At 45.7% G+C, this 22,840-nt stretch carries 15 protein-coding genes; 13 read left to right on the forward strand and 2 right to left on the reverse strand.

Annotated features, from left to right (window positions below):
- Positions 1 to 200: 200 nt before the first annotated feature.
- The 11 genes from C4F40_RS13185 to C4F40_RS13235 all read left to right on the forward strand — a co-directional run bounded on the left by C4F40_RS13185 (position 201) and on the right by C4F40_RS13235 (position 19,243).
- On the forward strand, positions 201 to 1,607 hold the full coding sequence (locus C4F40_RS13185; protein WP_196939848.1) for a glycoside hydrolase family 88/105 protein: 1,407 nt from the start codon (positions 201 to 203) through the stop codon (positions 1,605 to 1,607).
- On the forward strand, positions 1,591 to 3,003 hold the full coding sequence (locus tag C4F40_RS13190; protein WP_196939849.1) for a TolB-like translocation protein: 1,413 nt from the start codon (positions 1,591 to 1,593) through the stop codon (positions 3,001 to 3,003). The genes C4F40_RS13185 and C4F40_RS13190 overlap by 17 nt, the downstream gene beginning before the upstream one ends.
- Before the next feature lie 144 nt (positions 3,004 to 3,147).
- Positions 3,148 to 5,520, forward strand: coding sequence for a glycosyl hydrolase 115 family protein (locus C4F40_RS13195; protein WP_196939850.1), 2,373 nt, complete (start codon positions 3,148 to 3,150; stop codon positions 5,518 to 5,520).
- A gap of 133 nt (positions 5,521 to 5,653) precedes the next feature.
- Complete coding sequence (locus tag C4F40_RS13200) at positions 5,654 to 7,939, forward strand: family 43 glycosylhydrolase (protein ID WP_231390060.1); 2,286 nt, start codon at positions 5,654 to 5,656, stop codon at positions 7,937 to 7,939.
- A 54-nt stretch (positions 7,940 to 7,993) separates the two neighbouring features.
- Positions 7,994 to 8,668, forward strand: coding sequence for an RNA polymerase sigma-70 factor (locus tag C4F40_RS13205; RefSeq protein ID WP_196939851.1), 675 nt, complete (start codon positions 7,994 to 7,996; stop codon positions 8,666 to 8,668).
- Positions 8,669 to 8,757: 89 nt separating this feature from the next.
- Positions 8,758 to 9,954 (forward strand): FecR family protein, encoded by a 1,197-nt coding sequence (locus tag C4F40_RS13210; protein WP_196939852.1) that lies wholly within the window; start codon positions 8,758 to 8,760, stop codon positions 9,952 to 9,954.
- A gap of 170 nt (positions 9,955 to 10,124) precedes the next feature.
- Complete coding sequence (locus tag C4F40_RS13215) at positions 10,125 to 13,643, forward strand: SusC/RagA family TonB-linked outer membrane protein (protein ID WP_231390061.1); 3,519 nt, start codon at positions 10,125 to 10,127, stop codon at positions 13,641 to 13,643.
- 12 nt (positions 13,644 to 13,655) lie between these two features.
- Positions 13,656 to 15,419 (forward strand): RagB/SusD family nutrient uptake outer membrane protein, encoded by a 1,764-nt coding sequence (locus C4F40_RS13220; protein ID WP_196939853.1) that lies wholly within the window; start codon positions 13,656 to 13,658, stop codon positions 15,417 to 15,419.
- Between the two features lie 70 nt (positions 15,420 to 15,489).
- Positions 15,490 to 17,184, forward strand: a complete 1,695-nt coding sequence (locus tag C4F40_RS13225) for a right-handed parallel beta-helix repeat-containing protein (RefSeq protein WP_196939854.1) — start codon at positions 15,490 to 15,492, stop codon at positions 17,182 to 17,184.
- A 1-nt stretch (position 17,185) separates the two neighbouring features.
- Entirely contained in the window at positions 17,186 to 18,340 is a 1,155-nt protein-coding gene (locus C4F40_RS13230; RefSeq protein WP_196939855.1) for a YdcF family protein, read from the forward strand.
- Positions 18,341 to 18,361: 21 nt separating this feature from the next.
- The gene (locus C4F40_RS13235; RefSeq protein ID WP_196939856.1) at positions 18,362 to 19,243 is read left to right on the forward strand and encodes a phosphodiester glycosidase family protein; all 882 of its coding nucleotides are present in this window, start codon (positions 18,362 to 18,364) and stop codon (positions 19,241 to 19,243) included.
- A 60-nt stretch (positions 19,244 to 19,303) separates the two neighbouring features.
- Here C4F40_RS13235 and C4F40_RS13240 read toward each other — a convergent pair whose 3' ends face one another.
- Entirely contained in the window at positions 19,304 to 19,771 is a 468-nt protein-coding gene (locus C4F40_RS13240) for a DUF2721 domain-containing protein (protein ID WP_196939857.1), read from the reverse strand.
- Positions 19,772 to 19,873: 102 nt separating this feature from the next.
- A complete protein-coding gene (locus C4F40_RS13245) occupies positions 19,874 to 20,335 on the reverse strand; it encodes an Lrp/AsnC family transcriptional regulator (protein ID WP_196939858.1) in 462 nt (153 codons plus the stop codon).
- A 355-nt stretch (positions 20,336 to 20,690) separates the two neighbouring features.
- Between C4F40_RS13245 and C4F40_RS13250 the strand changes: the two genes are divergently transcribed.
- Both C4F40_RS13250 and C4F40_RS13255 read left to right on the forward strand, forming a co-directional pair.
- The gene (locus C4F40_RS13250) at positions 20,691 to 21,704 is read left to right on the forward strand and encodes an NAD-dependent epimerase/dehydratase family protein (protein WP_196939859.1); all 1,014 of its coding nucleotides are present in this window, start codon (positions 20,691 to 20,693) and stop codon (positions 21,702 to 21,704) included.
- Positions 21,705 to 21,808: 104 nt separating this feature from the next.
- Complete coding sequence (locus tag C4F40_RS13255) at positions 21,809 to 22,798, forward strand: cobalamin-independent methionine synthase II family protein (RefSeq protein ID WP_196939860.1); 990 nt, start codon at positions 21,809 to 21,811, stop codon at positions 22,796 to 22,798.
- The last annotated feature ends 42 nt before the right edge of the window (positions 22,799 to 22,840 follow it).

Here is a 22,840-nt window from a genome sequence, read left to right on the forward strand (position 1 = left end):
GGACGGCGCAGGTTGCTAGACCATGCACAATACAATATATTTGATAAGTATCGCAGTTAGAACCTAATAGCTCAATGTGTCTGCTTATTCTTGTTTTGTTGCAGCGGTTGGTTGGCTGTCTATTATGGTTTATCGCAAGACCATCGGGACAATCTATTCTGTTTTTAAGCCTATGGATTATTTTATTTAGTAGAAAAAATATGAGAAAAAGACACGTATTAGCAGGAATTATTTCGGTAATAGGAATGATTTTAAGCGCAGATGCTACCGCGCAACAGACGAAGGTAAACGACTCCAATACCCCGCTACATTTGTTAAAACCGGAGTATACCATTCCATATAAAGTATGGACGACAGCGGAAATCAAGCAAAATTTGGATCGGATACTAACCTATCTGGACAAAGCTACCCCTACCCGTGTACTGGATACCTTATCGGGCAAAGAAATTACAGACTACACACAGTTAAACAAACATACCCAATTGGAAAAGGGTGATTTTCGTCTGGCAAGTTACGAGTGGGGAGTAACGTATACCGGCATGCTCGAAGCAGCGGCAGCTACGGCAGATCCGAAATACAGCGAATACGTCGCCAAACGCTTTGCGTTTCTTTCAGAAATCGCACCACATTTTCTGCGCTTGCGAAAAGAACATCGTGTCGTGGATCGGCAGATGAACCAGGTCATATTACCTGGATCGCTGGATGATGCCGGAGCGATGTGTGCGGCATTGATTAAATTTGGGGGTAAGGCATCCGGTGTGGATTACAAGGAGCTAATTGATAATTACATTGATTTTATTGAAAACAAGGAACACCGTCTGGCAGACGGGACGTTTGCGCGTATGCGCCCACAGGCTAATAGCCTGTGGTTGGATGATATGTATATGGGTATTCCGGCACTGGCGCAAATGGGCGTTTACACGGGAGAGAAGCGTTATTTTGATGAAGCTGTAAAGCAGGTAAAGCAGTTTACGCAACGTATGTTCGTGCCCGAAAAGGGATTGTATCTACATGGTTGGATCGAAAGCTCGGACAGCCATCCGGCTTTTCACTGGGCACGCGCCAACGGATGGGCTTTGCTTACGCTTACTGAGGTGCTAGACGCGCTGCCGCAGGATCATCCTGAAAGAGCGGATATCGTCCGCATTTTTAAAGAACATGTCAAAGGTATTACAGCCTACCAGTCGGGAAGTGGATTCTGGCATCAATTGTTAGACAGAAACGATTCGTATCTCGAAACATCAGCCACGGCGATCTATGTGTATTGTATTGCGCGAGGTATCAACAAAGGATGGCTTAACCCAATCTCATACGGACCGGTGGCCCAATTGGGTTGGAATGCTGTCGCGACCAAAATCAATGGGCGGGGACAGGTAGAAGGTACTTGCGTAGGTACGGGGATGGCCTTTGATGCGGCTTATTACTACCACCGCCCCGTAAATGCATATGCAGCACACGGTTACGGCCCGGCACTGTTGGCCGGAGCAGAGATGATCACGCTGGTCAAAAAGTTCTATCCGAAGATGAACGACAGTGCTATTCAGTATTATGAAACAGATCCGAAAACTGACGCAGCGATTTTCGGGGTAGATGGACAGACATATTGATGAAGGTATGGAAGCTATTTATTTGAGATTGATTGTATCTGTGTTTGGCTTGGTCATCTTATGCCCCTGGCTGGGCACAGCACAGATCGGTACACGGTTCCCTTCGGAACGGAAGATCGTCAAAGATCCGATAACAGGTATTGACCTGGTATTTTTAACCAGCATACCCAATGGGGATTCAAAAATATACCAAACCCACAACCAATGGACAGCAGATGGGCAGTGGCTGATTTTCCGATCGGATCGTGTGCCCGGGGAAGCAATTGCCGTTCATGAGGAAAGCGGAGAAATGGTACAGGTTACAGAAGGGGGGTACAGCGGTATGTTGAACATCGCGCGTAACTCCATGCACCTCTATTTCATGCGTAGACCTATACGAAGCACGATAGACCACGACGGGTCAATGGAGGTGGTCGAAGTGGACCTCGCAAGACTGTTTACAGATAGTAAAGCGGGTAAGTTGCGCGAGGCATCTGTCTACCAACGCATTTGTGGTATTACATCTCCTGAAATCGGTGCGGGTGGCGACATGGCGCTGGACGGCGAGAGTGAGGAATGGGTGTTTTTCCGTGTTGGTAAAGATGCGGCGGCAAAACACCTTCCCAAGGATACAAAAATTGAAGCCGCTTTTGGTCCCCGTAATATGGGGGCAGGTCCATCAGGCATTGCGAAGATGAACATCCGAACCGGTGAAGTAATCCACGTGATCTCCGTTCCCTTTCAGGTCGGGCATATCCAGACAAATCCCTGGAAGGCGGGAGAAATTGTATTTTGTTGGGAAACCGGCGGTAAATCGCCACAGCGTACCTGGACGGTTATGGCAGATGGTACAGGATTGCGCCCGCTCTATCCTGAATCCGAATACGAATGGGTAACCCATGAAGCATTCCTAACACCGGACGAGGTGGGTTTTGCAGTTATGGGACATCGTCCAGTTTCCGGGCTAAAAGATTCTCAAACGCCTTCAGGTACCGAAGTGGGCGGTGCTAATCCAGGACAGGAGTTGGGATGGGGATCTTCGGGTACACGGGAAAAACCTACGGGGTTTGCCGTCGTAAATCTACGGACACGCGAGATGCGTATAGCAGGACAAACCCATCGCGGAAGTGGCTTTTGGCACGTTACTGGTTCAGGCGACGGACGTTGGCTGGCTGGAGATGACTTTGCGCGGGATATCTATCTCATTGATCGCCATACCCACGAAATGGTACTGCTGTCTTCCGGACATAAAACTACTGCAGCAGACCATCCGCATCCGACGTTCAGTCCGGATGGTTCGCGTATCCAGATCCAATCCGCTATGCTGTCGGAAGACAATCGCACGATGAACATCTGCATCATTCCGGTGCCCAAGCATTGGTTGGAACGAACGTACAGTAAGGATTTAACGAAGTGATAAAACGATGAAATACCTGTTTTTTTTAGGATTCGCTGCCTTACCCAGACTGATTTTTATCCACAACTGGCGACCGAAGTAACTGTGGAATTTCTTCTGTTAAAGAATAATTGCTATATATAGCCTAACATTAAAAATTAAGTGATGATGAACAAAAAAATTGCGCTGTTCCTTTTTCTTTCGATATGTGTTTTTGATGCGTTTGCGACAGCCCAGTTTGAACTTATCCGACGTGATAAGCAAACCCAGGTAACTTACAACGGTACCGATCCTGTTGTAAAGACAGCAATCGATATGCTACTCGACGACGCAAGGCGGGTTAGCGAGCAAGGCTTCATAAATTCTCGAGACGTCAAAAACGGCGGTGTCATCGTTGGTGTCGCGGGCAAGGATGCAGCTTTAGATCAGCTATTGTCTCGATTTAAAGTTGATATTTCAGCTATAAAAGGCGAATGGGAAGCCTTCAAATTACAGGTTGTACAGGAGAAAAACGAAAGCTATCTGCTCGTGATCGGTAGCGATCCACGGGGAACTGCCTACGGTGTATTAGAACTGTCGCGCCTAATCGGTGTTTCCCCTTGGGTATGGTGGGCCGATGTTAGCCCCGGCAAAAGGGATGAAGTCGCTTTGCCGCTAAATTATTATGATGTCCAAAAGCCTTCGGTGCAATACCGGGGTATATTCTTAAATGATGAGGATTGGGGGCTAATGCCGTGGAGCAGTATGACGTATGAGCCGTCGGATCGAAAAGGACAGATCGGCCCGAAGACCTATTCCCGTATATTTGAGCTGTTGCTTCGCTTACGTGCAAACACTTTGTGGCCGGCGATGCATGAGGTTACGATTCCGTTCTATTTTACACCTGGAAATAAGGAAGCGGCAGCTAAGTATGGTATCCTGTTAGGTACATCGCACTGCGAACCGCTCATGCGTAACAGCGCGCGCGAATGGGATGTATCTGGAAAGGGAGACTATAATTATGTAACCAACAGGCAGGAATTGCTGAATTATTGGGCCGAGCGTCTACAGGAATTGCAGGGAGCGGAAAATATTTTTACCATCGGCCTTCGTGGTAAGCACGATGGGATGATGCAGGGTGTGAAAACGTTAGCAGAACATAAAGCCGTACTGTCACAGGTATTACCCGATCAGCGCGAATTACTGAAAAAGTACACCAACCCGGACCCGACAAAGGTACCGCAGGTGTTTATTCCGTACAAAGAAGTGCTCGACGTGTACAACGATGGTCTTGATGTGCCGGAGGACGTAACGATGGTATGGTGCGACGATAATTACGGTTATATCAAGCATTTTCCCGACGAAACGGAACGGGCGAGAAATGGAGGAAACGGACTCTATTACCACGTATCGTATTGGGGGCGCCCGCACGATTACCTTTGGCTATCAACAATTAACCCGGCCCTGTTGCACCAACAGATGAGCTTGGCTTACGACAAGGGCGTACGCAAATTATGGATTGTGAACGTCGGAGACATCAAACCTGCCGAATACCAGACGGAGTTATTTTTGGATATGGCCTGGGATATTGAAGCTGTGAATAAGACCGGTGTATCGGCACATTTGTTATCTTGGTTGGAAGGTAAATTTGGTGAGCAGGAAGCTAAAAGTCTATTGCCAATAATGAACGAGTATTATCGTTTGGCTTACATCCGTAAACCCGAACATATGGGGAATACACGGATGGAAGAACAGGATCCGCATTATAAAATTGTCAAGGATCTGGACTGGAACGAAGAAGAAATTCGCCAACGGATAAACGACTATGTAAAGCTGTCGGATCAGGTGGAAGAAATCGCCAGACAGATCTCGCCCGCGCAACAGTCCGCTTATTTTCAGCTGGTCAAATATCCGGTACAGGCTGCTGCACAAATGAATCAAAAATTGTTACAGGCACAGCTTGCACGACACGATAAGGGTTCATGGAACGACAGCCACCGGGCTTTCGATAGTATTGTATCGCTTACCGCACGGTATAACGGTTTGGAAGACGGCAAGTGGAACAGAATAATGGATTATAAACCCCGTAATCTAGCGGTGTATCAAAAGATACCGGAAGAAAAGTCGAACCGACCGCTGGTGGAACAGCAACAACCGAAATATAGCTTCAATGCCGAGGATTTTGATAAAAGGGAGACTGGTGCACGCGTAATTACGGGTCTAGGTTATAGCAACCGGATGTTGTCGCTTCCTAAAGGGGGGCAGGTGTCGCTGGAGTTTACCCACGATGCTACGGATTCATTGGTCATTGAAGTGCGCTTATTGCCTAATCATGCGGTAGATGGTAAAAAGTTGCGGTTTGGTATTGCCGTGGATGACCAACCGATGCAGGAAGTGTCTTACAAAACGGAAGGCCGAAGTGAAGAATGGAAACGAAATGTACTGCGCAATCAGGCCATCCGTGTAGTGAAACTTCCCGTTGGTGCTGCTGGTAAGCATCGTCTGCAAATCAAGGCGCTAGATGAGGGGGTGGTGCTTGATCAGGTGATGATTTTTTAATTCTGTTGACCCTATTTTTTCTGGTTATACGCTTAAACGGATAAAATTCAGAACGCGTCTTTCCGACCGGAGGGGAGGGATTTTGACGATATTTTTTAATCTAGTGTTAGATACACTTTAAATATATTCTATTATGAAGCTATTTACTACGATCTTTTTCGTTTTAATGTCAATGTATAATGTCTGGGGGCAGGAGAAAGTTTCTTCTACAAATAATACTGTTATTTACAATGGTGTGCCTTGGTTTGATGATAAAGCCGATATTGTCAATGCGCATGGTGCCTGTATTGTAGAAGATGATGGAAAATACTATCTCTTTGGTGAGTATAAGACGGATAGTGTGAATATGTTCATCGGCTTTAGCTGCTATTCGTCGACAGATTTGGTTAACTGGACTTTTGAACGGCTAGCTTTGCCCCAGCAAAAAGACGGGCCGTTAGGGCCTGATCGAGTGGGCGAACGCGTGAAGGTGATGAAATCACCTGCAACAGGCGAGTACGTCATGTACATGCATACCGACGACAGAAAATATACGGATCCGCAGGTGGGGTATGCAACGAGTAAGACCATCAACGGAGAATACACGTTTCAGGGTCCTTTGCTTTATGAGGGTGAACCTATCCGGAAATGGGATATGGGAACCTTTCAGGATCACGACGGCACAGGATACCTGTTGATGCACCATGGCGATATTTACCGATTGAGCGCGGATTTTCGATCGGCGGCGGATAGGGTTGTTTCGGGGATCCCCGGATCAGGCGAGTCGCCCGCTATGTTTCATGAAGGTGGTACCTATTATTTGTTAAGTTCGGGACTCACCAGTTGGGAGCGCAACGACAACATGTACCATACCGCACCGTCGATCGAGGGGCCTTGGACTAAACAAGGTGTCTTTGCTCCCGAAGGCACACTGACGCACAATTCGCAGTGCAGTTTTGTCTTCCCTGTAAAGAGCGGCAAGCAAATGGAGTATATGTACATGGGCGATCGCTGGTCTTATCCTCGGCAAGGGCAGGCTGCCACACAGGTGTGGTTGCCCTTGAAAGCGAAAGGAACCACGTTGTCTATTCCGACGTATTGGGCGGCCTGGGACGTTACTACCTTTCGGCCCGTAAACAGACAGCTTTTAGGATTGCCTGTTAATCAACAACTGAAATCGAACCGGAAAGGAGATTTTGTGACTATTCCGTTTAACGGTGCAGCACTCGGCTTGGTCGGACGCAGCGGTCCAGACGGTGGTTATGCCCGAATTAGCATAGTAGGCAAAGGGGGGGATACCTTGCAAAGTTCGTTGGTCGATTTTTATAGCAAAGTAACGCACTCAGGGTTACGTTTTGTGAGTCCTGCCTTTCCAGAAGGGGATTATACGTTGCACGTGGAGGTGGCTGGTGAGCAGGGGGTATGGAGAAATAAGCGGGGCGACCGTTTTGGCAGTACGGATTTTTGGGTCAGGATTGAAGATGTAAAATTACTTTCCGATAGTGCGAACGTAGCCGCCAGGGAATACCTGCTCCCTTCCGATAATAAGAACAATCCCGTGATACATGGCTATTATGCTGATCCCGAGATTTTGTACGCAGAGAAAACCGGTAAGTACTACCTATACCCTACTAGTGATGGCTTTCACAATTGGGCAGGTTATCGCTTTAAGGTATTCTCTTCTTCTAATCTACGCGATTGGCAAGATGAGGGGGTGATGCTGGATCTAAGACGTGATACACGGTGGGCTTCAAATAATGCTTGGGCACCGTGTATTATAGAAAAAAAGACGGCAACGGGATATAAGTATTACTACTACTATTCGGCCGCCAAAAATATCGGTGTAGCGGTAGCAGATGAGCCTACAGGTCCGTTTACGGACTTGGGAAAACCAATAATTCCAAATGATACGACTACGCGTTCGCAAGAAATTGATCCTGACGTGATGTACGACCCCGCTAGTGGTAAGTATTTTCTGTATTGGGGAAGCGGGTATATGCGTGTTGCGGAGCTAAATGAGAACATGACCTCTATCAAAAAGGAGACCATCAACGTATTGACTCCGAAAAGCACATACCGGGAAGGTACTTATGTCGTCCATCGTAACAACAAATATTATTTCTTTTGGTCGGAGAACGATACGCGTGATGAAAACTATCGCGTAAGGTACGCGATATCGGATAGTCCCACGGGCCCCTTGAACATTCCGGAAAGTAATTTGATTCTTGCAAAGGACACCACCAAAGGAATCTATGGTCCCGGGCATCATTCGGTTATTCAAGTTCCGGGTACTGATGAATGGTACATAGTGTATCATCGTTTTCGCCGGCCAAATGCGAAAGGAATGGGTTGGGCGGCAGGTTATAACAGGGAGGTATGCATCGACCGAATGGAATTTAACACGGATGGGACGATCAAAGTGGTGGTGCCAACGCTGTAGGGAGTTTCCCGTCCGTATTGCAGGCCGGTTTGTTGAAATTAATATTAAGTTAATATGGCAACTGTATCTTTGGGTCGGATTGGATTTTTAGATTATTGTCTCTACCTTTATGGAGAATCTAAATTATCCTCGGTAATAGCTGACACCATGATTGCAGGCTCAACAGAGATATTATTACAAATTAAGCAAGGGGACAAAGCAGCCTTCAGGTTGCTATATGATGTCTATGCACCACTGGTTTTCGATCTAGCGCATAAGCTGCTGAAAGATACTGCTGTTGCAGAAGAGATCGTGCAGGACTGTTTTGTAAAGCTATGGGGCAACCGCGAGCAGATCCGAATAGACCAGAATATCTGGCCATTGATCTACGTGTCCGCAAAACGGTTGTGTTATAATCAATTACGACATGCCCGCGTAGCCAAAAATTATCTTAAGCAGGTAGAGAATATCGTCGTCAACGATGTACAGGAGAAACTAGATCTGCGCGAACTGGAGGGGCAACTCGAACAGTCTATCGCAAAATTGCCCAAGCAACAAAAGACAGCTTTGCAACTGAGCCGTATGGAGGGTTACAGTCACCAACAGATTGCACATGAAATGGGAATCTCTCCCAACACGGTAAAAAACCATATTACACAGGGCCTGAAAAGTCTGCGTAAAACACTAACTCAGGCGGATTACAATTATTTCGTCCCTATCCTGCTAACTCTTTCCTATTCTTTCATCTAGTATCTACTTACTAACTACTTTTTTTTTCATTCCAACTAGTCGTATGGTCCTACTTAGGTGTACTGTATATAGATTAAGGAAATAAAAAGTTGGATAAAAATAAATTTAGGATTCTTTTTAAGCAACATCTGGCTGGTACGCTCGACGAACACGAGCGAAAGGAGCTGGATCGTTATATGTCTCTGTTGGACGAGGCCGACTTTTCGGAGGTAGTAGACGAGTTGGTCGAGCTGGAAGAAAATAGGGACTTTGAGAAAGAGCTTGTTTTTCAGGGCATCTTGAATCGGATGGATGAGAAGGACAAATCCACAACAGCTTCCGTTCCACGTTTACGGAAAATGCACCTTTTGCAATTCGGAAAGGTGGCAGCTGTGCTCCTCGTCTCGGGGTTATTGGGATTGGTCGCGTATCAGATTTTTGATGTAAGACAGCATACGGAGACGGTAATATCCATGCAAAAAGCTGTTGCGACTGGGGAAATAGAACTGCCTCAAGAAGATGCCCTGATCACCTTGGCAGATGGAAAGCAGATGTCGTTGGATGAAATAAAGGAAGATACGATCCACTACAAGGGGTTGGCCATCACGCGTTTGGATGATGGTACAATTGTCATGAAACAAAATCGGGAGGCTCATTTTTTTCGGGCCGATGAAAAACATCATTTTGTGGCGCCTAAGGGGGTCAGCCTACGTCTGATGCTCCCCGATGCCTCGATTGTGTATCTCAATTCCAATTCCAGCATGCAGGTATACGTCTCCTTTGGAAAGAAGCAACGACAAGTGGCGCTATCGGGTGAAGCTTTTTTTGAAGTCGCACACAACAAAGAACTACCATTTGTAGTACATGCCAAAAATACAGAAGTAAGCGTACTGGGAACGAAGTTTAATATATCAGCCTATGATGAAGACAGGCAGGTAGAAACCACGCTACTGTCGGGATCCGTGGAGGTGGGTGCCGACCAGAACCGATTACGCATAAAACCTGGCCAACAGGCCGTCGTCCATGCATCGAATACGATCCAGCTGCGTAAAAATGTGGATATGGATAATGTATTGGCTTGGCGGGACGGTTATTTTAGGTTTAAGGACGAGTCTATACGGACAATAATGGCCAATCTCGCCAAGTGGTATCCTATCGAAGGTGTGGAATTTAAGGCCGGATCTTCAGATCAATTTACAGGTAGTATAAAACGTTCAAAAAAACTCAAGGATGTCCTGGAAAGTATAGAACAGGTATCTGATTTACGATTTGATATTCAGGAAGGGAGGGTGATCGTAATGAAGTAAGCATTGGATATCATATCAGGAGAAGAGGAGATGCTCCAACACCCCCTCTTCGATAGTACCCGGAAATAGCATCAGTTAAGAATTAATAATATTTACCAAATACCTATCAAATGTATAAAAATATTACTGCAATCGTGCGGAGTCATCGTCGATTGTTTACCTGTTTACTTATGATGAAGTTGTATTCATTCCTGCTCTTTGGCCTCTTCTTGCAGGCAAGCGGAAGTACGTATGCACAGAAGGTGAGCTTGTCGGTACAGCAGGCCGAACTGGCTGATGTGCTGGCTCAGATTCAGGAGCAAACTAATCTAGATTTTCTTTACAACAGCAGCCAGCTGAAGTATGTGGACAAAATCGATCTGCATGTCAAAAACGCGGATTTGAAGAAGGTACTGGATGCCTGTCTTACCCCTCGCGGACTCTTTTATGTTGTGCAGAACAAAACCGTTCTCATTAAAAGGGCGACGGATCTGACGGTTACCGATCTGGATGCGGAGACGCAACAGCAGCAGATCACTGGCGTGGTCCGGAGCAACGACGGTGAACCCTTGGTAGGCGCCTCGATCCGCTTGGTAGAAAGCAATATTGCTGCAGCCTCGCAATTGGATGGTTCTTTTTCCATACCTGTGGTGCAGGATGAAGGTCAGCTACTGATCACAGCACTAGGATATGAAGAGCAGTTGTTACCATATGAGGTGGGCACGCCGCTAAACATTGTTTTACAGGCCAAGAAGAGTGACCTGGACGAGGTAGTCGTGGTAGGTTATGGCGTGCAGAAAAAAGCAAACCTCACTGGCGCAGTTGCGCAGATTAATGCGGAGGACATCGCCCTGCGACCCGATGCGAATATTTCCGCCACCCTGCAAGGGTTAATGCCGGGACTGAATATTCAGATCAATAATGGCGACCCTTCGGCGACACCGGATATCAATGTACGTGGGTTTAACTCGATTAATGGAGGAGGCCCTTTGGTATTGATCGACGGGATTGAAGGTGATATCACCCGAGTCAATCCCAATGACATCGAGTCGGTAACTTTGCTCAAAGATGCTGGTACAGCAGCAATATATGGCGCTAGAGGAGCCTTTGGGGTGTTATTGATTACGACGAAGACGGGTAAGGTGGGAACTACCACCGTAGAATATACCAACAACTTCGCCTGGACTACGCCCACTGCACGAACCGATTATATTTCTGATCCGTATGTCTACGCAAAAACGGTGGATGCCGCGATATTCGGATACAATGGCAGCAGCTATAGCCAGTATAATGCCATGGATTGGGAAGCGATCCAAATGGTGGCGCGCGGAGAGATTGAACCTTTTCACGAATTGCAGGCAGATGGTACGAATAAATTTTTCTATAACACGGACTGGTGGGACTATTTATTCCGCAAATATCAGGCGTCTAATTTTCATAATGTATCGGTGTCCGGAGGATCGGATAAGCTGAGAGGATATTTATCAGGTCGTGTTTTCGAGCGCCAGAGCATTAATAATATCAATAAAGATGCGGGTATGGACCGGCAAAACATGAAGGCAAATCTGGTTTTTACACCTTATAAATGGTTGGAAGTGTCCAATAATGTGCAGTTTATCAACGAAAAAGATAAGGATTACGGCGGGTTTTCCAATGGTTTCGGGGGGCTATGGAGCACGACGACTTGGTACAACCTGATGCCTTTTTACCCGAATTTTGTAGATGGTGTCCCCACCGATATCGGTACAGGCTCTGGTGGTCAGGGGGGGAATGCTGGCCTCGTATCGGGTAAAAGCTGGAGAGAAAGTAATACGGAGGAGTTTACCAATACTTTTCGCGTTGTGGCCAGACCCCTAGAGGGCCTTCAAATCAACTTCGATTACAGCAATCGCATCGAAAATAGAAATTTGGCCCTCCGGTTAAATCAGTTTAGTTACTTGTCCGGGAATAGGCTGAACCACCAAACCGTGGGGATAAACCGTTTGGAGGAGCAGCGTTCGAAAGATAAGTATAATGCGTTGAATCTATTCGCGACCTACCAAAAATCGTTTGTGGATAAACATAATTTTAAACTCTTACTCGGTTTCAACCAGGAGGAGTACGATCGAGATGCTATCGGAGTCAAAGGGGATGATCTACTGATCGATGATCTATCAAACCTCGCATTGGCGACCTTGATGAACAGCATGACTGGTTCGGCAACAGATTGGGCTGTACGGGGATTTTTTGGGCGCCTCAACTACGACTATGACAATAAGTATTTGCTGGAAGTTAATTCACGATATGACGGCTCATCACGATTTCCTGCGAATAGCAGGTGGGGATTCTTCCCTTCCGTATCGTTGGGTTGGCAGCTGGATAGGGAAGCCTTCTGGAATGGCATCAATGCATATGTACCCTCGATGAAACTGAGAGCATCCTACGGTAAGCTGGGCAATCAAACGGTAGGCGTCAACACCTTTAAGGAGTTAATGAATGTGGAACGCAACAACAGTTGGCTCAATATGGGGAATATGCTCACCGTCGCACAAATGCCTGCTCCTCTACCTAGTGTCGTAACGTGGGAGACAACAAAGAGTTTGAATGTTGGAGCCGACATCGGGCTGGTCAACAACAAACTTTTTTTGAATTTAGATTGGTATCGTAAGAATGTAGAGGGAATGTATCTACCTGGCGAACCTTTACCTGATGTATTTGGTGCGAGCGAACCGCGTGAAAACTATGCTGCGTTGCGTAACGAGGGGTACGAAATAGGTGTTTCGTATCGGGAAAAATTTAATGTTGCGGGGTCACCTCTGCGTTTAAATGTCACGGCAAACGTTTCTAATTTCAAGGGTATCATTACGAAATATAACAATCGATCGGGTTTGTTGAGTTCCTATTACGAAGGACAACGCCTTGGCGAAATATGGGGATATCGGATTGATGGACAGTTTCAGTCGGATGAAGAGGCATTGGCTTATCAGGAATCGTTTGATAACCCGTCCACCTCGTTGGGCCAGGTGTACGACGATGTCCTGAACATTATGCAAAACAGCGAATGGAGTCTTTTACGTGGAGGGGATATTAAATATCTAGACCTGAATGACGATGGTAAGATTGACAAAGGCGATAACACATTGGCCAATCACGGCGATCTGGAACGCATCGGTAATGCCATGCCGCGTTTTCCTTTCGGTTTAAACCTCAACGCGACATGGAAAAATATCGACTTATCCGTAGCGGTGGCCGGAGTGGCTCGACAGGACTGGTACCCGACAGGTGAACTTTATTGGGGAACATACCAACGACCTTATCTATCCTTCATTCGGAAGGATTTAATCGATAATGCCTGGACTCCCGATAATAAGGACAATACCTACCCACAGATTTATAGGGGGTATTCGTCCTTGCAGAGCAGGCGTTCGCTATACGAGATCAATGACTATTACCTAACGAATGTCGGGTATTTGCGCATGAGAAACCTTACGGTGGGTTATACACTTCCGCAAGAATTGACGAGAAAGGCGAAGATAGATAGATTGCGTATTTTCTTCAGTGGCGAGAATATGTTCACTTGGAGCTTTGGTAAGCTGACCAAATATATCGATCCGGAGCAGGCGGGCTCGGCAATCAATTATTCATCACCGGCCACAGCAAATGATCGGGGTGACCAACGGGTGTATCCCATGGGTAAGACCTATTCTTTTGGTGTAATGTTGGGTTTATAAAATATGAAAGTCATGAATTTAAATATAAAGACAATCGGGCTATTGACGATAGCTATTCTATTTTTCTCTTCCTGTAATGAGGATTTTTTAGACCGAGCATCGGAGGATCAAGTAGAGGCTCCATACTTTTTCAATACGGCGAAAGATCTGGAAGTAGCTACCAACGATTTTTACGCCATGCTGCCGGGTACAGAAAGTTATACCGAGGATGCGAAGTCGGACAATCTCATGCCGCTGAATCCGGACCCACGTATCCGTGGTGCACGGATAGTTCCGGTCACAGGCGGTGGCTGGTCATGGACTAATTTGCGTAAAATAAATTATTTCTTAGCAAACTATCATAAAGTACAGGATGAAGCAGCCAGAGCCAAATATAGCGGTATTGCACGTTTTTTCCGGGCATACTTCTATTACGATAAGGTAAAGACTTTTGGTGATGTGCCTTGGTATGGGAAAGTGCTAGATGCCAAGGACCCCGAACTATACAAAGCGAGAGATTCGCGTACGTTGGTGATGGATTCGGTAATGGCCGATTTAGACTATGCCATCACAAATATTCCGGCCGAAAAGCAGTTGAATCTAATCACGAGATATACCGCAATGCTGTTAAAAGCTAGGGCAGCACTTTTTGAAGGAACCTTCCGGAAATATCATGGTCTTGAAGACGCGGATAAATATTTGACACTCGCTGCTGAAGCATCGAATGCGTTGATCAGTACAGGGGTATATACATTGTATACCGAAGGTGGGGCGGAGTCGGCTTATCGAAATTTATTTTCCTTAATTAATCAGAATAACACCGAAACCATATTAGCGGTTGATTATGAATTAGGAATCAAAATTCATTCTTTGGGATACTCTTTTACCTCAGCTACCGCAGGATCTTATGGGTTGCCCAAGGATCTCATCAATAGTTATTTGATGCGGGACGGTTCACGATTTACGGATAAAGTCAACTATAACACGATGGGATTTTATGAGGAAATGCAAAACAGAGATCCTCGCCTTACGCAGACTACAGCTGGGCCCGACTTCCGGGTGAATGGCGAAACGAGAAATGAACCTGTCAATCTGACCATTACGACAACTGGATATCGGTTGGTCAAGGCTTTGCCAGATCGCAGTCAATGGGCTACCTCAGCTGGTTATTTCGATATCATTCTCTTTCGTTATGCTGAGGCGCTGCTCATATTTGCTGAAGCAAGAGCTGAATTAGGTTTGCTGACACAAGCTGACCTGAATCTGACGATTAATAAATTGCGTGCACGCGCCGGTATGCCTAATCTCGATCTAATACAGGCGAATGCAAATCCAGATCCATATTTAGAGACGATGTACAAGAACGTAGACAAAGGGGATTTTAAGGGGGTGATTCTGGAAATACGAAGAGAGAGACGCGCTGAATTATTTAACGAAGGGTTCCGATGGGATGATCTGATGCGCTGGAAAGAAGGACTGAAGATTACGCAACCTATCGTAGGGGTGTATTTCCCAGGAGTAGGGGCTTACGATTTTACCGGCGACGGCGCGGCGGATGTATTTGTACATACCGGCAGTACTTCGGGAGCACCCTCGTCCGTCACATCGATGATCAATATCAACCAACGTACCCTGCGTAATCCCATAACAGATGCACGGAATGCGCCGGAAGGAAATATCGATCCTCTCCCGCAAAATGGAAAATTCAGGGAGGATAGGGACTACTTCGCCCCACTTCCTTCACAGGATCTATTACTGAATGACAACCTGAAACAGAATTCAAAATGGGACGAATAATGAAAAATGTTATTCATCTAGTTGTTTTTAATCATTCTTGACACACTTACGCGCTTAAAAAACTATACTAATGAACAATATGAACTATATACTGCTCGCTGCGCTCATATTTCTGGGCTTGGGAAGCTGTAAAAAGGATAAAGACCCGTTTGAAGAAAAACTTCTAATGGGGACAGACTACATGGAGGTAGGCAGCAAATCCAACGCCTACAATTTTGAAGTACTATCGAACCAGACCATTTCGGTCGAATCGGATGTGGATTGGATACAGTTAGACACGGTGGCTTATAGCAAAGGAAAACAGCGTGTGGGATTTACAGTGGTAACCAATGCCGATGACGAGCGTACGGGAATTATTTTGGTACGGATGAACGAAGCCAATGCCAAACAGGTGCTCGTGGTACAGGAATCCGGCAAAGTTCCCGTTTTCTACGTAACTGTAGACGGTACGGGAGATGGTAAGTCTTGGAATTCACCCACCGACTTGAATACGGCATTGGAGCAAACCACAACAGGCAGTACGATCTATCTGGCGGAGGGTGTCTATACACCTTCGAAAACCATCCGGAATGGCGACACCGGTGAAGAATCGGATAAGACCTTTGAAATTTCGAAGAATATTTCGCTGATCGGAGGTTTTGCAGCCGATGCCCTGCCTGGAGCGACACCAAATGCAACACGTTATAAAACCATACTGGATGGAAAAATGGCGTCAGGCAAAGAAGCATTCCATACCGTAACGGTGACAGCGGTACTGGAGAATGAATCTATGGTGTATCTCGAGGGGTTGACCATTCGTGGTGGAAATGCGACAAATAGGGGTAGCAACGTGAGCATTAATGGTGTGCAATACAATCGTGGTCACGGAGGTGGTATAGCCATCGCAAATGCGATTGTACACCTTAAAGAAGTAGAAATTGTAGATAATAAGGCTTCTACTAGCGGTGGTACAGCGGGGTACGCAGCCGGTATGTATGTCTTCGCAGGAGCCAAGGTGACGATGGAAGACTCGAAGGTCAACAATAACTCGAACAATAATAATAATGGTGGCGGAGTATGGGTGGCAGATGCGAGTTTAGTAGCGTATCGCTCGCAGTTTAACAATAACTATGCGCGAGGTACTGCTGCAGGAATACACGGCTACCCGAATGCGACGATTCATCTGTATAATTCGGAGGTGTCGAATAACAGCAACACGTCATTCGGTGCAGGAGTATATATGCGGGAGAAATCGCATGCGATCCTCGTCAATTGTTTGATAATAGGCAATAAGAGCACTTCGCCTAATGGTGGCGGGGGTGTGATGCTGTACGCCGGAAGTAAGGCGGATATCATCAGCTGTACAATAACTGGAAATGAAATTGCTGGTCCCGGAGGCGGTGTATTCAGACAGTCTTTGGTGAATAACCTTACAATTGTCAATTCAATCATCTCTGGTAATACACAGCGCAGTGGCTCTACGGATGTGGATGCACATGCCGATAATGCCGCTGTGATACCAAGCATTAAAAATTCTGCTATCACAGCGGCGATATACGGAGATGCGGGTTCTATTGTGGCTGGCGTATCGTTTTCTCCGACTACGATGCTGAATAGCGTTTTCTTGCCAATAGGAGACAATAATCCGGCACTGTCCTACGGATTGGATGGCACGCGATTGAAAGGGTTGGCGCAGACGTATAATCCAGTATTGGATGACGCGATCGCCTCAGACATCCAGGCAGAGAATAGGTCTTTGGCTATCATGGGAGCTAAAGTGAAATAAGATGAACAGAATACTGTGGATATCCTTGTACTGGATACTGGGGGTAAACCTAGGGATAGCTGCTAACCCCAAGACGGTTATGTTGGTCTTGGGATCGGCAGACCCAACGACGTTAGAAGAGCGGATCGAGATCGCCGCTCGGCTATATCGTACCCAACCTATTGATAAGATTATCGTCAGCGGTGGGTGTGGTGCGCATGGCTCGGGTATATGTGAGGCGACGAGGATGCAACAGGGACTGCAAGCCAAGGGTGTAAAACGGGAAAAGATCTATAAAGAAGAGAATGCGAAGACTACGGTACAGAATTATATCTTTAGCAGAGTTTTGCGGGATGAACATGATCAGCAAATCATACAACCCGGAGATACCGTATTCGTTGTGTCTAATCATTGGCATGCCATTTCGGTAGCGGCTAGGCTGCAGCAGCATGATCATGTAATCGCGCGCTTCTATATTGAAGGTAATCTGATACCCAAGGATACCGACAAAGTAGACTATGTTTCCATTTTTAACGGACAGCCTGATAACGATAAGTTTGTCTTACGCGGGACATGGCTCACTCCGGAAGCGGTCTGGTCGTCGGCAGATTCATTGTACTACCTTTCGGGCGACCTGATTTACACAACTGATGCGGGCAACAGTTCGTTTACCGTGCAACGAAGTAAAATGGTTTTTCCTTTTTTAAATACGCTATGCAACGACTGTTCGCGGGCTTTCATAGATGGTGGTAATTTTTGGTGGATACGGAGTGGTGATCAAATGTTGAAAGTTGACAAAAAATCTAAACAGATCGTCGGCGAGGCAACATGGAAAGACTGGATCGTGGGTATGCCCAAATCCTGGGAAAAGGCCGCATTTTCCACAGGTGTACTGTGGGAAGATAAGCTCTTGTTGTTTGCGCCGGAAAGGATATTGGTTGCCATAGAGAAGAAAGGCAAGTTTGCTTTTGTGGAAGAAACGGTAGCAGGTAATTATTTTAAAGATTGGCCCTTTTCGTGGGGAAACAGCAACGTAGCTGCTGCCATCTCCGAAAAGGAAAGCGGCAGGCTAAAGCTCTTTCGGAACATGGAGACCGTTCGCATAGGCAAAGATTTGCGGGTGCAAGGCAAACCTGAAGCATTAAAATTGAAATGGATTGATGATTTAAATAGATAATATAGATACATAAATAAATTTATGAAAAAGAATGTTTTATATAGTTTAATGCTACTATTCCTTTTTATCTCATGTGGTAAAAAGGATGAAGGAACCCAGCTTCCTTACGATTATTCGCAGGAACAGCAGGTAGACCTGACGGAATTGTTGACAACGGCGGAATGGAAGAAAACGGAAGTATCGGCAGGGGTAGTTTGGAAGTCTTTTCAGTTTCTGCAGATTTTTGAATCCAAGCAGTATGTCAACATATTTGAAATCGACCTAAGCAAGGGTTTTCAGATTGAAATACCGTACGTAACGTCGGGCTTTTTGAAAACAAGCGATGCCGCAGTAGCAAAGGATGCGTTGGTTGCTTTTAACGGTAGTTTTTTCAACACCACGACGGGTGGCTCTACGGTCTTTTTTAAGAACAATGGGCAGCTTATTAACCAAACCGTGAATGGGTTCACAGCGTATCGGGAAAACGGTGCTGTCGTATTGGATAACGCCGGACTGCCTAGTGTGGTTGCAAAACCGTCGGGAGGTTGGGCTGCTCTTGCACAGCCTGTTGCTTTGGCCGGAGGTCCCTTGCTTATCATGGACAGCAAGCAACTGTCTCAGTTGGAAGTAGATTTTAACGAAACGAGGCATCCACGTACTGCGGTCGGAATTACCGCAGATAATAAGATGCTTGTCGTAGTAGTGGATGGTCGCTCCTCGCAGTCGCAGGGTTTAACGATACCTCAGCTTTCTGAGTTAATGGCTGGGCTGGGTTGTACGCGGGCCTTGAATCTCGATGGCGGAGGTTCGTCTACGGCTTGGGTGAAAGGTGAGGGGATTGTCAACTTTCCTTCGGATAATAAGAAGTTTGACCACGAAGGCGAGCGTGCTGTGGCAACGGTATTTACGGTAAAAAATAAGTAACGGCTGAAATAGCATAAAAAGACAGGAGATGTGTTATAGCACATCTCCTGTCTTTATCACTTACTCTTCGTGGTTGTCAGTTGGCTTCTTCCGATGGTCGAACTTTTTCTTTAAATATTTGACTAAAGAAGGGTCGGGATGTTCTTCCATGTCGCTCAACTCCAGTTCCAATGCTTTGTTGCTCAGTTGAATTTCTACAAAAGAAATGACTAATGACACTGTGAAAAACAAAAGACTTGACGCAAAAGAAATTTCGGCAATCAGCATATTGTTCAAGTAGATGCCATACATACACACGATACAGGCGATAAAGCTCAATACCCCCATACCTTGCATGTGGCGCAATAGTTTAAGTCGATAACGAAGATTTCCAATTTGACCTTTTAAAACACCACCCTTATTGTGTTCAAGATATTTGGCATGCAGACTCCGGACCAAAGCCGCTAAGGCCAAAAATCGATTTGTATATGCTAGCATAATTAAACTGATGGCTGGGAAGAGCAAAGCTGCGGTATTGTATGTTATCATGCGCTTATCGGTAATATAATGTTCTCCGTAAAGTAACAAAACAATTATTAAACTTAGGTAAATTCCTTTTATTTAGAATCTCCGTGAATCTCCGTTTTGGTCTCAGAAACTGATATTATGGGCATTTTTGATCTCTGCCATCACAAAGGTGCTGTGCGTACTTCCAATACTTTCTACTGTGCCCAATTTATTAAATACAAATTCTTGATAATGCTTCATGTCTTTCGCAAACACTTTCAAGATAAAATCATAGTCCCCAGAAATGTTATAGCATTCTACTACTTCATCAATCTTCAAAATATCGGCTACAAATCGATGGCCGATCTTGCGGTCATGCTGTTTCAGTTTGATATTACAAAAAACGATAAATCCCTGACTGAATTTTTCGGGATTGAGCAAAGCGATGTACTTCTTAATATACCCCTCATTCTCTAGTCTCCGTACCCGCTGCAATACCGGTGTTGGTGACAGGTTCACCTGCTTCGCCAATTCCTTAATTGTGTGATTGGAATTATTTCCCAATATTTTTAATAGTAGCAGATCTGTCTTATCAAGTTCCTCCATAGCATAAAACTCTTTTGTAGTGCCGAATTTAACGAACAAAAAGCTAATTATGCTAAAATACTTTAATAAAAAAGTAATTTTATCTGTTTTTTTAAAAATTTATGGTTATTAATGCAGAGAAACTAACTTTGTGCAGTGTATAAAATGGGTGATCGTAGATCAGGTTTTTTAGAGACCTGCAGCCCTCTTCAATATAAGCACAGTGATTTTGTGAAATATTCGGGTTAAGCAAAATACAAGCACACATAGATATTTCCTGCCTACGGTAGGTATATATGACCCTTAAAAGGCAAATCGAGTGAAACGAGTTCATTTATACCAATGAAAACAGGCACTCATAAATAATTAAATACATATGAAATTTTTAGTTACCGGAGGTACAGGTTTTATTGGAGCACGAGTAGTGGTCAACCTATGGGAGCGTAAAATACCGGTAGTAGTCGCCGATTTGAGTCTGAATATAGAGTGGACGAAGCAAATAGCTCTTTTAAAATATCAAGATGATGCTGCCAAGCTTGCCGAGATGCAGGAACAAATAGATCAAACCTCATTTATTAACCTGGATGTATCAAACAGAGAAAGGGTCAATGACGTGTTTCTCACATTTCCCGGCATTACCCATGTGATCCATCTGGCCTACCTGATGAGCGCTGAAGTGGAAGCCGATCACAACCGGGGAGCTTCCGTCAATATACTGGGAATGATCAATATGTTTGATATGGTCGTGAACCACAAGTTGTCACGCCTTGTGTTTGCCAGTAGCGAAACCATCTATGGAGCCAACCATAGCGCATATGGTGATGAAAATTATGCAGTAAAGGAAGAAGATTTCTGTTCCCTTGATGATCATTTTTTTACCTACGGGGTAATGAAAATGCTCAACGAATTTACGGCGCAGAAGTACATAAAGACAAAAGGAGTCAGCATCGCCGCGATGCGCCCACCAATCGTATATGGTGATGGGCGGATGAGAGGGTCGGTTCTATGGGCCTGTGAGTTTGCAACAAATCCTGCACTCGGTAAGAAAGCAAAATTGCCGTTCTCGAAAGATTCTCGCGACTGCTGGATTTATGTGGACGATGTAGCCGAGCAGTTTGTCCGGCTTTCCCTTAAGCCAAAACTTAACCATTTTGCATACAACAACGGAGGACATTCTGTGACGGCCGAAGAACTGATGCAGACGGTTGAAAGCATTGTTCCTGATGCGCAATATGAATTTGACGAGCGCGTCCCGCGTACTGCGCTAGTAGATCGCTGTGATAGTACCCGTCTGGAGGAGGAAATCGGGTTTATCCCGCGTTCTCTGGAGGATGGGGTGCGGATGCAAATTGAAGAAGCCCGCAACAGGCAGCTGCAAGTCAATTATTAAAAAAGTTCTATATTTATGGAGATTCTTCGCTGTAAAATAGCCTTGATGGCTGTGGTGCGCGAAGTAAATGAGTTAGATTTAAATACGATATAAAAGCAACATATATGTCAGGATTTCGCAATACAGTAGTCGGTAGTTATCCCCGCCCGGAAAAACTGGAGGATACCATGAAACGCCCCGTGATGAACCGGGAAGAAGTAGACGACTACATCAAGTGGGCAGCAAAAGATCAGGCCGACCTGGGTCTGGATACGATCACCGATGGTGAGGGATACCGGGAGAATATGTATTATTTCTACCAGAAGCGTATTGATGGGATCACCTTCGAGGATATGCCTAAGGTCACATTCGGTACCGCCGGTTTTGGTATTGAATGCCCCAGAGTGATCGGTGAGCTTAAGAATCCAAGATTTGATACTGCCCGCAACTGGAAGATAGCCCGTGATGCTGCTCCTGCCGATGTGGAGGTAAAACTGACCGTAACCGGTCCCCATGTGTTGTATCGCTTCAGCGTCAATGAGCGTAAAGATCTATATCCCGATGCGCAGGCCTTGTGCCGTGCTTGGGCGAATGTTTTGCGAGAAGAAATAGCAGAAGCCATCGCGCTAGGATGTACGCATGTGCAGTTTGATGAACCGATGTGGACCGAGTCTCCAGAGGAAAGCATCTGGGCAGCAGAGATCCTTGCTGAGCTAATTGAATCCCTGCCAAAGAAGGTGCGCGTGGGATTACATGTTTGCGGTGGAAACCCTAGAAGAAAGCGAGTTTACTTTACGAAGTATACCGATTTGGTTGAAGCATTTAAAAAGGTTCCGGTAGATGAACTCATGCTCGAACATTGTACCCTTAGCTACAATATGCTGGAATTGTTTGATATCTGGGATTTTAAAGGAGACCTAGCCATCGGCGTGATAGACCAGCGCAGTGATGAACTGGAATCTGTAGCGGAAATTCGGGAGCGTATAAAACCGGCCTTGGACTACTTCCCGGCTGATCGCCTGATACTGACCAGTGAATGTGGATTTGGACATGTACCTATTGAGATTACCCATGCCAAATTGAAACGGCTTGTAGAAGCTTCTGCGGTTTTGTAACAGGAGATTCGATTCAAATATAAAGCCCCCTTTAAAACACGT

The sequence above is a fragment of the Sphingobacterium pedocola genome, assembly GCF_015209965.1.
Lineage (GTDB): Bacteria > Bacteroidota > Bacteroidia > Sphingobacteriales > Sphingobacteriaceae > Sphingobacterium > Sphingobacterium pedocola.

Coding starts and splice junctions, on each gene's coding strand:
- C4F40_RS13185 (WP_196939848.1), top strand. CDS start 201: ATGAGAAAAAGACACGTATTAGCAGGAATTATTTCGGTAATAGGAATG.
- C4F40_RS13190 (WP_196939849.1), top strand. CDS start 1,591: ATGGACAGACATATTGATGAAGGTATGGAAGCTATTTATTTGAGATTG.
- C4F40_RS13195 (WP_196939850.1), top strand. CDS start 3,148: ATGATGAACAAAAAAATTGCGCTGTTCCTTTTTCTTTCGATATGTGTT.
- C4F40_RS13200 (WP_231390060.1), top strand. CDS start 5,654: ATGAAGCTATTTACTACGATCTTTTTCGTTTTAATGTCAATGTATAAT.
- C4F40_RS13205 (WP_196939851.1), top strand. CDS start 7,994: ATGGCAACTGTATCTTTGGGTCGGATTGGATTTTTAGATTATTGTCTC.
- C4F40_RS13215 (WP_231390061.1), top strand. CDS start 10,125: ATGATGAAGTTGTATTCATTCCTGCTCTTTGGCCTCTTCTTGCAGGCA.
- C4F40_RS13220 (WP_196939853.1), top strand. CDS start 13,656: ATGAATTTAAATATAAAGACAATCGGGCTATTGACGATAGCTATTCTA.
- C4F40_RS13225 (WP_196939854.1), top strand. CDS start 15,490: ATGAACAATATGAACTATATACTGCTCGCTGCGCTCATATTTCTGGGC.
- C4F40_RS13230 (WP_196939855.1), top strand. CDS start 17,186: ATGAACAGAATACTGTGGATATCCTTGTACTGGATACTGGGGGTAAAC.
- C4F40_RS13235 (WP_196939856.1), top strand. CDS start 18,362: ATGAAAAAGAATGTTTTATATAGTTTAATGCTACTATTCCTTTTTATC.
- C4F40_RS13240 (WP_196939857.1), bottom strand. CDS start 19,771: ATGATAACATACAATACCGCAGCTTTGCTCTTCCCAGCCATCAGTTTA.
- C4F40_RS13245 (WP_196939858.1), bottom strand. CDS start 20,335: ATGGAGGAACTTGATAAGACAGATCTGCTACTATTAAAAATATTGGGA.
- C4F40_RS13250 (WP_196939859.1), top strand. CDS start 20,691: ATGAAATTTTTAGTTACCGGAGGTACAGGTTTTATTGGAGCACGAGTA.
- C4F40_RS13255 (WP_196939860.1), top strand. CDS start 21,809: ATGTCAGGATTTCGCAATACAGTAGTCGGTAGTTATCCCCGCCCGGAA.